Source organism: Kitasatospora sp. NPDC050463 (assembly GCF_040655255.1).
In the GTDB taxonomy this organism is placed as follows: domain Bacteria; phylum Actinomycetota; class Actinomycetes; order Streptomycetales; family Streptomycetaceae; genus Kitasatospora.
Map to the genome: position 1 here is coordinate 1 of NZ_JBFAJO010000010.1, position 14,252 is coordinate 14,252.

The following is a 14,252-nucleotide window of genomic DNA, read 5'->3' on the forward strand; positions in this document are numbered from 1 at the left end:
CCGCAGCGCGGCGGACTCGTTCGGGTAGTCGCCGAGGACCTCGGCGACCATGCGCACCGCACGACGGCGCAGCTCAGGCGGGTAGGAGGAGGGACGTGCCATGACTCGAATCCTTACACGAAATCGAGTCTCCACTGAACACGGGGCGGTTCACAAAGCGGTCTGCCCGCTCGCCAACAGGGAGCAGCCGGACTGGGATACGGCCACCAGCAAGTTCAATGGTCTCAGCAGAGCCCCCGCTTCCGACTGTGCCGTCCAGGCTGGCTATGACTTGTTGAGGCGACTGGTCGAGGACCACCGGGCCAATCCGGGTTCGGATCCGGAGATCACGGACTCGGACATCGGGACATCCTGCCAACAATGACGCAGCCTGCTCCAGCTAGTCCACTGCGGCCCGCCTTGGAAGCTATCGCCACAGTCGGCCCGCCCTTGTCCATGCTCGTGGGCTTGCTGTTCTATTTCGGCTGGAGCCGCCAAGCCGCACTGACTGAGTACATCGGCTTCCCCCAAGCCGAGTGGGACACAGGCACGAGCGGATTCCTGCTCGACAGTGTCTCCGCCATCTTCTTTCCCATCGTGGTGGGCCTGCTGGTGCTGATCGGCTGGCGCCTGGTGGATCCAGCGGTGCGTCGATGGTACCGAGCAACGGAGCCGGAACGGCTTACGAGCAGTTGGAAGCGAGGGATTGGGCTAAGTACCCGAGCGCTCTTGCTCCTTAGCTGGCTCGTCGTACCTGCCATCGCTTGGCTGATCACCCACAGCGCCGTCGACCCGGGGTGGTGGCAGTTGGCCGAGCCGGCCTCACTAGCAGCCGGGGTCCTGCTGGCGGCCTACGGCGTCGTCCTCGCTCGCCATGCCGAGACGGGCAGCGGTCCGACGTGGTGGTCCTCGCCGACCTGGCTCTTGATCACCGGGCTGACCGTGGCGCTGTTGTTCTGGACCGTCCACGAGTTCGCGGTCATCGAGGGTCACGGGGAGGCGGCGCAGTTCATCCAGCGATTCAAGGACCAGCCCGGCATCACGCTCTACAGCCACGACGATCTGCGGATGGTCGCCCCCGGCATTCGGGTCACCCGGTACGCCAGCCCTGGCGCGTATGAGTTCCGGTACCAGGGCCTGCACCTGTTCGCCCGTTCCGGCGGCCGGCTCCTCCTGCTGCCTGACGGCTGGACGTTCGACCAGCCGTACGTCTTCGTCATTCGCGAGGACGATCAGGTGCGCATTGAGTACTCGCGCTGAATGCCGCGTCCTCTGTGACAGCTGTTCGCCGAGCTCCCCAGGCGGATGCTTGCTGGGCGGGAGCAGTCCAGGCCGCGCGCTCAGCAGGTGCATCCCTCATGTGGGCAAACCGCTGCCGTGCACTTCGAAGGACCCACACCCACTTTCAGGTAATCGGCTAATGACTGTCAGTGGCTGCCGCTATGGTCCTCCTGGCCGAGTGCAAGGAGGCACACCGTGGCGACTGTTCGCCCAACCGTCGCATCGAGCGGGCAGGGGTCGACGCCGTCCGCTGGCCGTACCGGATTCGGTTCGTTGAGCGAAACTCAGATATGAGCCCCCGTGCTCTGGGCCCAGGGGGTGACCTGAAGTGATCAGGTACAGCCGGGACCCGCCGCGTACTCAAAGTGTCGACGTACTCGGGCAACGCAGAAGCGAGCGAGCCGAAGGATCTTCAGCTTGCTCGCTCTTGGTGTGGCAGCGTGGTGCTGGCCGGCTCGGAGCCGGGCCTACCTCTGCCCGGTCAAGGGGCTATGGGCGCTCATCGGTACGGACGCGGCCCGGGCCACCCCGTTTCCAGAAGTCGATCAGTTCGCTTTCCATTTCCTTCTTTAGCGCATCCAAGCTTCCCAGAAGAAACAGCTCCTGGTCAGACAGGCGCTCACCCGACGTCGTTCGCTTCATCAAGGCGTCGATCTTCTGATCCAAAATCCCAAGGCTGATATCGGCCGCTTGCTGATAGCCACCCGCATATACGCCTCGGCCACCTTGACCGAGCATGTCTTTCGCCTCGTAGGCCAAGCGGTCCATCACTTCTTTCGCGCCCATTGCGCCCTCCCCACGGCCGATGTTGCGCCTGATGCTACTTGAGCCGGAATCCATGGCGCCGGGTTACGCGTCCAAGAGGGCACGCCACGTCGTCCAGCAGTCCCACGGTGAACAGCCGCCGGCCTTCCGGCTGCCGGGCGAGCAGGCACTTCAGGTACCGCAACCGGCCGGCGCGAACGCCAGTGCGGTGTTGTGCCCTCCGAAGCCGGCCGAGGTGCTGAGCACGAGCCGCACCCGCTGCCTCCGGGGCTCGCCGTGGACGAGATCAATCCGGCCGGTGTCCCGGTCGGGCTCCGCGAAGCCCGCGGTGGCGGGCACCGTCCGGTGCTGGACGGTGAGCACGGTCAGGGCCGCCTCGACGGCCCCGGCCGCGCCCATGGTGTGGCCCAGTGCCCCCTTGGCGGAGGTGACGGACGGCGGGCGATCGGCGAACATCCGCTCGATCATGCCCGCCTCGGCGCTGTCGTTGAGCCGGGTGCCGGTGCCGTGCGCGTTGACATGGTCGACGTCCGTCACACCGGCGCCGGCTTCGGCCAGGGCCTGCCGGACGGGCCGCCTCCAGATCCCGGGCCTGCGGATGCGGTGCCACCGGGTGGTGCGCGTCGGCCGCCGACCCGACCCCGACCAGCAGGGCCCGGATCGGGGCCCGCCGGCACACCGCGTCCGTGTGGCGCTCCAGCACGGTGAAACCGGCTCCCTCTCCGAGGACGAAGTCGTCGCGGTCCACGTCAAACGGGCGCGAGGCGTACGCGGGATCGCCATGGCGCGAGAGTGCCCCCATCCGGGCGAACGCGGCGACGCAGACCGGGGTGATCATGGCATCGCTGCCACCCGCGAGGGCGATGTCGCAGGCCCCGGCGTGCAGCAGCAGGGCGGCGGTGTGGATGGCGCCGGCCCCGGACGCGCAGGCCGTCGCGGTGTGCAGCACGGGGCCGGTGGCACCCAGGTCGATGGCGAGCTGAGCGCGGTCGCGGCGACCTCCTCCGGTTTCGATCCGGCCGTGGGCCCGCTCAGACCGGGGCCCGCTCAGACCGTGGTCAAGCCGCGGCCGTAGAACGTCACCCTGTAGGGGCCGATGTCCTCAGCCTCGCCTCCCAGCAGCAGGTCATCGACCGAGGCCACCCCCTGCGCCCGCGCCGTCGCCACGACCATCTCGGCCAGTGCACGGCCCGCCGGCACACCGGGCCCACCCCCGTCGAAGCGCCACCCGGGGTCGTACGGGTCCGCCCAGGTCTCCGTCGTCCTGGGATGCTCGGCCACGGTGCCCCAGCCGAAGGACTCCGGGCCGAGGTCGGAGTCGGCGAAGGACGCCAGCATCAGCCTGCTGTCGGCGTCGATGTCGAACAGTCTCGGCGCCGTACCGCCTACCCGGCCGTACAACCGCATGATCTTGGCGATGCCGAGTGCGGCGAACTCGGCCGGCAGCGTGGCGAAGAACGTGGCCAGCGAGGCGGTCAGCGTCTCCCAACTGCGCGCCGACCAGCGACCGGGCAGGCTCAGACCGGCGGTGGACGGGCCCGAGCGGCGGCCGAGGAACCCGCCGATGGCGCCCTCCTCACCGTGGCCGAGGCTGCAGTACCAGTTCTCCAGCGGGGCGGTGGGCTCCAGGACGAGCTCGGGACCCTGGCGGCCCGCCCGCAGTTCGAGGGTGTCGCGCTCACCGCGCCACCGCAGGAACGGCGAGCCCCAGGCCGCGGTGGAGCCGTAGTACGGCCCCAGGAGACCGTACGAGCCGATGACCGACGCCTCGCCGAGCGCGGCGGTCAGTTCACTCCTCGCCCTCCCGAAGGCCCGGACCTGACCGGCCGCATCCGGCCCGGCACTCGCCACCGTCACGGCCAGCTCCAGATACGCCTCCTCGTCGACGTGACGGCGCTCGGACGGCCCGACCGGCCGAAGCCTCGGCCCACCCGCTGACGCCGGGTCCGTGACGTGTTCCCAGTGCAGGCCCAGCTCGTGGACGAGTGCCCGGGTACCGTCCTCGCTCCAGCGGCCGGTACCGTCCTCGCTCCAGCGGCCGGTACCGTCCTCGCTCCAGCGGCCGGTCCTCGCCCCGGCGAGCCGGTGGGCCAGTTCGGCGAGCGGTTCACCCGCAACGGTGAGGTGTTCTTCGATCACGGGGCAATTCTGCCCTTCGGGTGTCCGGCTGCTGCGTCCGGCCCGCCCGTGCCTGGCCGGGCCCGCCGGAGCCGATCGCCCCAGTGGCCGGCACCCGCGCGAGGACGGAGCGCCTCTCCGCGGGGCCGCCGGCCCGGGAACGGATCTTCGACGGACTGCGGCCGCGCTGAACCACCGGCACCCGCGGCGGCCTGACCCGGGGCGGACGACCGAAGGGTGACGGCCGGTCGGGAAACCCCGACCGGGCGGGTTCACTTCGCGCGGGGCCTGAGCAGGTCCTCGACGAGGGCGTCCACCAGAGTGCGGGGGATGCTCGCCCCTGTCAGTGCGCGGTAGACGATCGGGCCGACGAGGGCGTCGACCGCGGCGTCCGGGCCGAGCCTGGGCGAGATCTCGCCGGCGTCGATTCCGCGCACGATCATGTCGCGTTCCTGGTCGCGACGTGGACCGAGATAGCGCTGGTGGAGCCTGCCGGCCGTGCCGGGATCGTGCTGTGCCTCGGCGATGAGCGTGAGCAGGACCTTTCCGGCGGGGTCGCGGGTGAGGAATCGCGCGAAGCCGCGCAGGTAGCCCCGGATGCTCTCCGCCGTGGAGCTCTCCGTCGGGACGGGAAGGCGCTTGCCGCTGTCCTCGATGAGCGTGTCGAGCAGGATCTCGACCTTCGAGGGCCACCAGCGGTAGATCGTCTGCTTGGCGACGCCGGCACGACGTGCGATGGCTTCGACGGTCAGCGCGCCGAAGCCGTGCTCGACGAGCTGGTGCGCAGCTACGCCACCCGTCATGCGGGAGACGGACAGACCAAGCTGCTCATCGACCCCGGCCACAACCGGACCCGGCTCGGCGGCCCCGACGCGCCGCTCGACCCCCGGGAGAGCATCCCCGCCGTCGTCGATGTCCTCGAAGCGCAGGCCGGCGCCCCGGGCCTGCAGTTCCTGGACCGCCGCGGCGAGACCGTCCCCTGGTAGGGCGCCGGCCCGAGGCTGCCGGGGGCCACACCGGCCTCCTCACGTTGTCCGCGGAGGGGTTGATCGCGGAGGGGTTGATCGGCAGCGGGTTGATCGGCGGAGACGTTGATCGGCGGAGGGTGATCGACGGTTCAGCCGGGCTTGGCAGCCAGGATGTCGACGGCGCGGATGCTCGGCTCGGTCGCCAGCAGCCTCGGGGCGACCTCCATCAGCGCGGCGGCGATCGGGCCCTCCAGGTGCGCGGCCCGCCCGGCCTCGTCGGAGAAGGTGTCGAAGATCCCGAACACGGTGGGACTCTCCCTGAAGGCGAACCAGGTCAGCGTCTGCTCCTCGGCCCGGGCCGCGTCGAGCGCCCCGCGCAACAGTGCCGCGACCTCGTCCGCGTGCTCCGGCCGCGCTTCGATGCGAGCCAGCAGGCCGTTCTTCGATGGCATTCCGCTGTTCTCCGATCATGTCCGTGGGGCCGCCGCGTGCGTCGACGGCATCGGAGCAACCGGTAGCACGGCGGGCCGGCACAATCGGCCGTCCCCGCACCGGACGGGGCGCTCCTTCACCTGTTCGGTCCCGGCCCGGCCCGTCGCGACGACCGCGGTGCGACGCGGACGCCTCATGACGGATGGCGCCCTTCCGACCATGCGAACCTGACGGTGTGTCCGCTCGCCTGGCCGGCGGCCGCCCCGTCCCGGTGCGCCTCGGAATCGCCGCCGACCGGGTCGCTGCGGCGAATACCGGTCCGGTCCGTCACAGCGCATGAGCGGTCCAGGCGGCCGACACGGACAGCCTGCCCGAGGCTGGGGCGTGACCGATTCCATGCCGCCCTACCGGAGGGTGCCGATGTTCGACGAGAGCTTCGCGTACCCGCACCACCTGCTGGGCCGGACCGCCCACGCCCGCCACCGGGTCGCCGTGATCGGCGCCGGCGTCGCGGGCCTGGTCTGCGCGTACGAGCTGCACAGCAATATCCTCGCAGGGGCCGGGAAGCCGGGTCAGGCCCCGACCGGCGCTCGCCTCGGGCCGGCTCGCAGGCCGGCTCTCGGGGCCCACGCCCCGGGAGCCGGCCGGTAGCTGACGAGGCGGCTCGCCGGCGCGGGTCAGTAGCCGATGGTGAAGCGGCGCTGGACGAAGCGCGGCAGCTCCACCTCGTCGACCAGGGCGACGGCGGCGTCCTCCGCGGAGATCCGGCTGCGCCCCTCGGCGTCGACAACCGGCTGGTCGCCGCCGATCCGGAACCGGCCGGTGCGCTCGCCGGGGGCGATGTCCTCGGCGGGGCTGAAGTACGTCCACAGCCGGTTGGAGGTGCGCAGGACGTTCAGGGCGTCCCGGGCGCCGCGCGCCGCGACCGCGTACTCCCTGGGCAGCCCGAGCGCGTCCAGGACTTCGTGCATGTGCGCGTCGGAGTCGGCGAGCACGAGCCCGGGTTCGATCTCAAGGCTGCCGGCTCCCCCGATCACGATCAGCCTCGTCCTCGGGTGGCTCTCCAGCGCCTTCAGGAGCGCCCACGCGGCAACGCTGTGGACGGTCGGATCGGCGATCGAACGGGCCACCGTGTCCGCGATGTCCTTGGCCGCGTTGCCCGGTTGGAATCCACTGATCAGCACGTCCAGGCCGGGCAGGACCGCCGTGATGCTGTCCGCGTCGAGGACGTCGACGCTCTTCCAGACGATGTTCTCCCGGCCCTCCTCGATCCGACCGGCGTCCCGGCTGAACGCGGTGACGTGGTGCCCCCGGCCGAGGGCCTCGGTGACGACGCGGCTGCCGATGGTGCCCGTGGCCCCGATGACTCCGATGTGCATGGCTCTCCCCTGTTCCGTGCTGCTGGTTGTGCCGAGCCGCATGTGCACGGCGTAGGAAAACTATACGGCGTGCAGTTTTCATACGGCAACCAGCCCGGTGACGCCGTAGAGGCTCCGCTAGAGTGGCGGCGTGGGAAGCACAACGGGGCGCCGCGAGCGTCTGCGGGCCGAGACGACCGCCGAGATCAAGAAGGTCGCGCTGGAGCTGATGGCTTCGGGCGGCCCCGACGCGATCACCCTGCGGGCCATCGCCCGCGAGATGGGCATGACGGCCAACGCCATCTACGGCTACTTCGCCACCCGCGACGACCTGGTCACCACGCTGATCGACAACGTCTACACCTCACTGGCCGGCGCCGTGCAAGCCGCCTGGGAGTCCGCTCCCGCCCTGGACCCGGCCGCCCGGATCCAGGCCTGGGCCGGCGCGTTCAGAAACTGGGCGCTGACCAACCCCGAAGGCTTCCGCCTCGTCTACGGCGACCCCGTGCCCGGATACCGGCCCCCCGCGGGCGGAGCCGCCCCGGACGCCGCCCACCGGGTCTGTACCGGCCTCACCGCGCTCGCGGCCGAGGCCTGGCCCTACGCCGAACCCCGTTACGCCGACGGCGACTTCGAGTGGTCCGACTTCGACCCCGGCCTGCTGGACAAGGTCCGCCCGGCCTTCCCGGACCTACCGCCGGCCGCCGTCGCCCTCGCCCTGCGCATCTGGAGCCACCTGCACGGCCTGGTGTCGCTCGAGATCTACGGCCACCTGCGGACCCAGACGCTCAGCCCGGAGAAGCTCTTCCGCGCGGAACTGACCCAGCTCATCCGGTCCCTGGGCATCACCGCCCAGGGGTGACCCCTCGTGCCGGGCCGTCGACCCGCCACCGGTCCGAACACACGGACCGGCACCACAGAACGGAGCCCCCGGTGGACCACGGGAGTCACGACGGGCCCGGCGACTCGACTGCCACGACGCGGTGATGCCCGGCATGGCCCGGGCGGTGCTCCGCATCGTGGCCGGCGAGCCGAGCAGGCACCACGTCACGAGGACGGTCTTCAGCCCCGCTCCCGCCGTCGGCTGACCCGGCCGGGGGCGGCGGCGCGGGGTTCACCGCGGTGGTGCGGCAGTGCTCCGGGCCGGTCTTCGTCCCCGAGTTCGCGGGGCCGGCGGGCTGGATCGCGGGCGTCTACCGCTCACCCGACCGGCGGGCGCGCCCGATTGGACCCGTCAGCGCCGCGCCGACGAGGTGTAGTCCGTGCGCAGCGCCACCAGGGCGCGCAGCAGGTCGCCGGTGCGCAGCAGGGCGCGCCCGTCGGGGGCGTGGATGTCCCAGACGGCGTTCCCCGACCGGACGGCGACGCCCAGAGCCAGTGGCCGGGTGATGTCGGTGACGTCACTGACATCGATCCGGTCCTCCTCGGCCAGGGCGCAGTAGGTGCGGCCCATGCACTTGACGAGCTGGGCCCGGCCGGGGCCCTGCCCACAGCCGGGGGGCTGCGGACAGGACACGGTGGGGGATTCGACGTACAGGCGGGGCTGGGAATCAGGCATGGCCTGTCACTCCAGGGAATCGGACCAATACACATCGTCAACTGTGGCACAGTCGCGACCCCCGCTCAAAACGCCACCGCCCGGGCGGCACCCGGCGCGTTCGACGAAGCGCCGACGGCGAGGCAGCGGCCCACGGTCGTGTCCGCGGGCAGCGGCCGGGCTCATGGCCGGGCCGGCCGGTGCGCGCGCGTTCGGGACGTTCCAGGGCCCCGGTGGTCACCGGTGGTCACCGGTTCTTGAACTCCTCGACGGCCGCGCGGGCCGCCTCCTTCATCGCCTCGCTGCCGACGTGCCCGGAGTCCTCGAAGATGCGCAGCCGTGCGTCCGGCCACACCTTCGCCAGCTCCCACGCCGTCTCCACCGGGCTGCCCATGTCGTGCCGGCCGTGGACCAGCACCGCCGGGATCCCGGCCAGCCTGTGGGCGTCGCGCAGCAGTTGGTCCTCCTCCAGCCAGGCGCCGTTGCTGAAGTAGTGGGCGCAGATCCGGACGAAGGCGATCTGCTCGTCGACGTCGCGGTCGCTGTAGATGCCGGGCACGCCGTTGGGCTCGTTCGAGATGACCGCGTCCTCCCAGGCGAGCCAGTCGGCTGCGGCCTTCGCCCGGACCGCCCGCTCTGGGTTCTCCATCAGCCGCGCGTAGGCCGCGAGCAGGTCGCCGTCCCGCTCGTCCTCGGGGACACCGGCGCGGAACCGGTCCCACGCTTCGGGGTAGAACCGCGCGGCGCCCCGGTAGAGCCAGTAGGTCTCGGAGGGGCGGGTCATCGTCACGGCCTGGATGGATATCTCGCTGACCCGCTCGGGGTGCTGCTGCGCGTAGGCCAGGATCAGCGTCGAGCCCCAGGAGCCGCCGGCCAGCAACCACCGCTCGATGCCGAGGTGTTCGCGCAGCCGCTCCATGTCGGTGATCAGGTGCTGCGTGGTGTTCAGGCTCATGTCCGCCGCCGGATCGGCGGCGTGCGGGGTGCTGCGACCGCAGTTGCGCTGGTCGAAGCGGATCAAGCGGTAGCACTCCGGGTCCCAGGCCCTGGCCGGCTGCCGCGACGCGCCCGCGCCCGGGCCGCCGTGGACGGACAGGGCGGGCTTGCCGTCGGGGTTGCCGAGCTGTTCGTAGTAGATGCGGTTGCCGTCCCCGGTGTCGAGGAAACCGCTGTCGTAGGGACTGGTGGGAGGGTAGAGATCGGCCATAGCCGTCGATCGTACGGGCATGACCGCGACCGGAGTGGGCGGTCGGCGGGCCTGGCCCGGGCCCCCTCGCCCTCATGCACCCTGGAGCGCCGGGCGGGTGACGCCGGGTCACTTCACGGCGTGACCGGTGTGCCCGTCGTCGCTGCTCAGTAGACGTCCCGGACGTAACGCTTGTCGCCCGCCAGCTGCCGGACGTACGCGGCGGCCGAGTCCTCGTCCATGCCTCCGTGGGCGGCGACGATCTCCCGAAGGGCCCGGTCGACGTCCTTGGCCATTCGGCCCGCGTCCCCGCAGACGTAGACGTGGGCACCGTCCTGGAGCCAGCGCCACAGACGCGGGCCGTGTTCGCGCATCCGGTCCTGGACGTAGATCTTGTTGCGCTGGTCGCGCGAGAAGGCGACGTCGAGGCGGTTCAGGTGGCCGGAGACACGGAAGGCCTCCAGCTCCTCCCGGTAGTAGAAGTCGGTGGCTTCGCGCTGCTCGCCGAAGAACAGCCAGTTGGGGCCGGTGTGGCCGCGGGCCTGCCGGTCCTCCAGGAAGCCGAGGAACGGCGCGACGCCGGTGCCTGGCCCCACCATGATCATCGGGGTGGCCGGGCCGGCGGGCGGGCGGAAGTGCGGGGAGCGCTGGACGAACACCTGCACCGGGCCGTCGTCGGCGCAGTCGGCCAGATACGTGGAGCAGACGCCCTTGCGGTCGCGGCCGAGGTCGTTGGTGTAGCGGACCACGGACACCGTGAGGCGGACCTCGTCGGGGTGGGCCAGCGGGCTGGAGGAGATGGAGTAGAGGCGGGGCTGGAGCCGCTTGAGCACGGCGGCCCATTCGGTGGCCGAGGCCCGGACGGGGAAGGCCCCGACCACGTCGGCGGCCTGCCGGCCCCAACTCCACTTCGCCAGCTCGCCCTTGTTGTCGGGGCGCAGCAGCCGTTTCAGGGAGCGGTCACCGGTGCGATCGGCGACGAACCCGAGCAGGTCGGGGGTGATGCGGGCGATGTCGAGGCGGGTCCGCAGGGCCTCGACGAGGGGGAGGTCACCGCTGTCGGGCAGGCAGACCTTCTCCTCGGGGTCGAGGCCCGTCAGGGCCAGCCATTCGGCGACGAGTCCCGAGCCGTTGGCCGGCCACACGCCGAGGGCGTCACCGGCCTCGTAGCCGAGTTCGCCACCGCGGGTGTCGAAGGCGAACTGCCGTATCTCCTTCTGCGATCCGGGCAGGCTGAGCAGCCGGTTGCCGACCAGGAGGGTCGCGAAGGGGGACGCCTTGGTGTAGCCGGCCGGGGTGGCGGGCCGGGGTGTGGCGAGTACGGCGGGCACCGGGACGGCGGAGGGCGCCATCGCTCCGGCGGCCGGGACGGCGGGCGACGCGGGCGGGGCGGGCGGATGTTCGGCCGGCGCGAGTGGCTGTTCGGCCGGCGCGGTGAGCGCGCCGGTGACCTGGTCGAGCCACTGCCCGGCGGGCCCGTCCTCGCCGGCTTCGCAGTCGGCACGGGGGTGCAGGCGGGTCGCGCCGAGTTCCGCGAGGCGTTCGTCCAGGCGGCGGCCGTGACCGCAGAAGTCCCCGTAGCTGGTGTCGCCGAAGGCGAGGACGGAGTAGCGCACGCCCTCCAGTCGCGGGGCGTCCGAGGCGCTGAGGCACTCCCAGAAGTCGGCGCCGTTGTCGGGCGCCTCGCCGTCGCCGAAGGTGCTGGTGACGATCAGCAGGTCGGTCCCGGCGGTGAGCCGCCCGGGGGTGGTGTCGGCCATGGCGAGCGGGGTGACGGCCCGGCCCACTTCGGCCAGGCGGGCCGCCGCGGTGGCGGCGAACTCCTCGGCGGTACCCGTCTGTGAGGCCCACAGGAGGAGCAGTTCCCGGCCCGGGGCGGGTCCGGTGCCGGCGGAGCCGGCGGCCCCGCCCGGGGCGGCGGGAGCAGTGGGGGCGGCGGGAGCGGTGGGAGCGGCGGGAGCGGCGGTCCGGGAGAACATGCCGGCCAGCACGCCGTCCACCCAGAGCGCCGTCCCCGGGGCGAACGGCGCACCCGCGGGCAGCACCGGCACCTCGCCGGGCGGGGCCGCGGCCCCGCCGGCGGCGTACCCGCGCAGGTACCCGGACAGGTAGCGGCGCTCCGGTTCGGCGAGGACCGGCGGTGTCAGGTCGGCGATGCCGAACAGCGCGGCCAGCGCGGAGACGGCCCCGGGCACGCCGCCTGCCGCGCCCGGGCCCCCGGCCTCGGCGGTCAGAGGGACGGGCGGGTCCTGCGGCTGCCGCGCCGGGCCGGCGGGCCCGGCGTCGACCGGCACGGCCGGGTCCTGCTCGGGTGTCGGGGCGGGCACCACGCGCAGCGCCACGGCGCAGGCCTTGAACTCCGGCTGGTAGGAGATCGGATCGACGGCGTCGTTGGTGACGGCGTTGATGCCGAGGTACTCGCCGAAGAGGTCGTTCCAGTGGAACGGCGCGAAGCAGTTCCCCGGACGGACACGGTCGGTGACGACGGCGGGCAGCACGGCACGGCCGCGGCGGGAGGCGACCTCGATGCGGTCGCCGTCCTTGGCGTTCAGGGCGGCGGCGTCCTCGGGGTGGAGTTCGACGAAGGGGCCGGGGTCGAGCCTGTTGAGCTTGGCGACCTTGCCGGTCCGGGTGAGGGTGTGCCACTGGTGCGGGAGGCGGCCCGTGTTGAGGACGAACGGGTGGTCGTCGTCGGGGAGTTCGGCGGCGGGCAGGTGCGGCCGGCCGAGGAATCGGGCGCGGCCGGTGGCGGTGGGGAAGGCGAGCCGGGGCCGCGTCCCGTCCGCGCGCTCCAGCAGGGTCTGGCTGACGCCGTCGTTGAGGTAGCGGATCGGGTTGCGGTCGGGGCCGTCCGGGGACGGCGCCGGCCACTGCACGGGGGTCTCGCGCAGCCGCTGGTAGCCGACGCCGCGCAGGTCCCAGCCGGTGGCCGGGTTCCAGGCCCGCTTGAGCTCCTCGAAGACGTCCTCGGCGCTCGCGTAGCTGAACGCGTCGGCGAAGCCCATCTCACAGGCGACGCGGGCGATCAGCTGCCAGTCGGGCAGGGACTGACCGGGCGGGTCGAGGACACCCTGGACGAGGGTGAGGTTCCGCTCCGAGTTGATCATGACGCCGTCGGACTCGGCCCACAGCGTGGCGGGCAGCATCACGTCGGCGTACGCATTGGTCTCGGTCTCCGTGAACACGTCCTGGGTGATGACCAGTTCGGCGGCCTCCAGGGCGGCGATGACGGTCCTGCGGTTGGCGACGGAGGCGACCGGGTTGGTGCAGATGATCCAGCAGGCCTTGATCTCGCCGGCGGCCATCTGCTCGAACATCTCCACCGTGCCGCGCCCGACCTCGGTCCGCAGCGTGCCCGGCTCGACGCCCCAGAGCTCCTCGACGAAGGCGCGCTCCGCGTCCACCAGGACGGAGCGCTGGCCGGGCAGGCCCGGCCCCAGGTAGCCCATCTCGCGGCCGCCCATCGCGTTGGGCTGGCCGGTGAGCGAGAACGGGCCGGAGCCGGGGCGGCAGATCGCGCCGGTGGCCAGGTGCAGGTTGACCAGCGCGTTGGTGTTCCAGGTGCCGTGGGTGGACTGGTTGAGGCCCATCGTCCAGCAGCTCATCCACTCGCCCGCCTCGCCGATCCACCGCGCGGCCTGCCGGATGTCCGCCTCCGGTATCCCGGTGATCGCGGCCACCCTCGCGGGCGGGTAGTCCGCCAGGAAGGAGGGCATCTCCTCCCACCCGTCGGTGAACTCCGCGATGAACGCCTCGTCGGTGTGGCCGTTCTCCACCAGCAGGTGCAGCAGGCCGTTCAGCAGCGCGAGGTCGGTACCCGGTCTGATCTGCAGGAACAGGTCGGCTTTCGCGGCGGTGGCGGTGCGCCGCGGGTCGACGACGATGAGCTTCGCACCGGCGGCCCTCACCCGGTCCATCATGCGCAGGAACAGGATCGGGTGGCAGTCGGCCATGTTCGCACCGATGACGAGGAACGCGTCCGCGTGGTCGAAGTCCCGGTAGGAGCCGGGCGGCCCGTCCGCGCCCAGCGACAGCTTGTAGCCGGAGCCGGCGGAGGCCATGCACAGGCGGGAGTTCGACTCGATCCGGTTGGTGCGCACGAACCCCTTGGCGAGCTTGTTCGCCAGGTACTGCGCCTCCAGGGACATCTGCCCGGACACGTAGAAGGAGAGCGCGTCGGGACCGTGCTCGTCCAGGATCGCCCGCAGGCGTCCGGCGACCGCCGTGATCGCCGCGTCCACGTCCACCTCGGCGGGCTCGGCGCCGCGCTCGGTGCGGACCAGCGCCGTGGTGGCCCGGCCGGGGGCGGCCATCATCTCGACGCTGGTCGCACCCTTGGTGCAGAGCCGCCCGGCGTTGGTCGGGTGGTCCCGGTCCCCCGACACCTTGCGGGCGGTGCGCCGGCCGGTGGCGGCGTCCCGGCCGATGTCGAGCACGATGCCGCAGCCGACGCCGCAGTACGAGCAGACCGTCCGCACACTGTCCGCCTTCGAGGCCGGCATCGTCACCGGGACTCCCTCCGCAGGGATCACGCCGTGGGAAGGTCCCACGATCGTGACCCTAGGAAGGCCGCATTTCCGCGCCGTCACGGCACATGGCTCGGGGGGTTAACCGGATCGCACGGCCTG

General features: G+C 72.0%; 13 protein-coding genes and 1 pseudogene. 4 read left to right on the plus strand and 10 right to left on the minus strand.

From position 1 onward, the window contains the following. Window positions 1–447: 447 nt before the first annotated feature. Entirely contained in the window at window positions 448–1,239 is a 792-nt protein-coding gene (locus AB0J08_RS08590; RefSeq protein ID WP_360629038.1) for a hypothetical protein, read from the plus strand. Between the two features lie 510 nt (window positions 1,240–1,749). Here the strand turns inward: AB0J08_RS08590 and AB0J08_RS08595 are convergent. The 5 genes and pseudogenes from AB0J08_RS08595 to AB0J08_RS08615 form a co-directional block, all read right to left on the minus strand. Further along, on the minus strand, window positions 1,750–2,046 hold the full coding sequence (locus tag AB0J08_RS08595; RefSeq protein WP_360629041.1) for a hypothetical protein: 297 nt from the start codon (window positions 2,044–2,046) through the stop codon (window positions 1,750–1,752). A gap of 150 nt (window positions 2,047–2,196) precedes the next feature. After that, window positions 2,197–2,562 carry a hypothetical protein gene (locus AB0J08_RS08600; RefSeq protein ID WP_360629044.1) on the minus strand — a complete coding sequence of 122 codons (366 nt, stop codon included), beginning with the start codon at window positions 2,560–2,562 and terminating at the stop codon, window positions 2,197–2,199. 202 nt (window positions 2,563–2,764) lie between these two features. Further along, a pseudogene (locus tag AB0J08_RS08605) lies at window positions 2,765–2,974 on the minus strand (beta-ketoacyl synthase N-terminal-like domain-containing protein); the annotation flags it as partial. Window positions 2,975–3,072: 98 nt separating this feature from the next. Next, on the minus strand, window positions 3,073–4,164 hold the full coding sequence (locus AB0J08_RS08610; protein ID WP_360629047.1) for a hypothetical protein: 1,092 nt from the start codon (window positions 4,162–4,164) through the stop codon (window positions 3,073–3,075). A 251-nt stretch (window positions 4,165–4,415) separates the two neighbouring features. Next, complete coding sequence (locus tag AB0J08_RS08615; protein ID WP_360629051.1) at window positions 4,416–4,946, minus strand: TetR/AcrR family transcriptional regulator; 531 nt, start codon at window positions 4,944–4,946, stop codon at window positions 4,416–4,418. Between AB0J08_RS08615 and AB0J08_RS08620 the strand changes: the two genes are divergently transcribed. After that, a complete protein-coding gene (locus AB0J08_RS08620) occupies window positions 4,923–5,129 on the plus strand; it encodes a hypothetical protein (RefSeq protein ID WP_360629054.1) in 207 nt (68 codons plus the stop codon). The genes AB0J08_RS08615 and AB0J08_RS08620 overlap by 24 nt on opposite strands. A 131-nt stretch (window positions 5,130–5,260) precedes the next feature. Here the strand turns inward: AB0J08_RS08620 and AB0J08_RS08625 are convergent, their stop codons facing one another. Then, complete coding sequence (locus AB0J08_RS08625; protein ID WP_360629057.1) at window positions 5,261–5,563, minus strand: antibiotic biosynthesis monooxygenase; 303 nt, start codon at window positions 5,561–5,563, stop codon at window positions 5,261–5,263. 364 nt (window positions 5,564–5,927) lie between these two features. Between AB0J08_RS08625 and AB0J08_RS08630 the strand changes: the two genes are divergently transcribed. Further along, window positions 5,928–6,194: a hypothetical protein gene (locus AB0J08_RS08630; protein ID WP_360629060.1), complete on the plus strand. Its 267-nt coding sequence runs from the start codon at window positions 5,928–5,930 to the stop codon at window positions 6,192–6,194. Between the two features lie 26 nt (window positions 6,195–6,220). On the opposite strand, the gene AB0J08_RS08635 is transcribed toward AB0J08_RS08630, so the two are convergent. Then, window positions 6,221–6,922 (minus strand): NAD(P)H-binding protein, encoded by a 702-nt coding sequence (locus AB0J08_RS08635; protein ID WP_360629063.1) that lies wholly within the window; start codon window positions 6,920–6,922, stop codon window positions 6,221–6,223. 130 nt (window positions 6,923–7,052) lie between these two features. Here AB0J08_RS08635 and AB0J08_RS08640 point away from each other — a divergent pair, with 130 nt between their 5' ends. Continuing rightward, window positions 7,053–7,763, plus strand: coding sequence for a TetR/AcrR family transcriptional regulator (locus AB0J08_RS08640; RefSeq protein ID WP_360629066.1), 711 nt, complete (start codon window positions 7,053–7,055; stop codon window positions 7,761–7,763). A gap of 372 nt (window positions 7,764–8,135) precedes the next feature. Here the strand turns inward: AB0J08_RS08640 and AB0J08_RS08645 are convergent, their stop codons facing one another. The 3 genes from AB0J08_RS08645 to AB0J08_RS08655 all read right to left on the minus strand — a co-directional run bounded on the left by AB0J08_RS08645 (window position 8,136) and on the right by AB0J08_RS08655 (window position 14,126). After that, a complete protein-coding gene (locus AB0J08_RS08645; protein ID WP_360629069.1) occupies window positions 8,136–8,459 on the minus strand; it encodes a hypothetical protein in 324 nt (107 codons plus the stop codon). A gap of 226 nt (window positions 8,460–8,685) precedes the next feature. After that, entirely contained in the window at window positions 8,686–9,645 is a 960-nt protein-coding gene (gene pip / locus AB0J08_RS08650; RefSeq protein WP_360629072.1) for a prolyl aminopeptidase, read from the minus strand. Between the two features lie 146 nt (window positions 9,646–9,791). Continuing rightward, a complete protein-coding gene (locus AB0J08_RS08655) occupies window positions 9,792–14,126 on the minus strand; it encodes a molybdopterin-dependent oxidoreductase (RefSeq protein ID WP_360629483.1) in 4,335 nt (1,444 codons plus the stop codon). Between the last annotated feature and the right edge of the window lie 126 nt (window positions 14,127–14,252).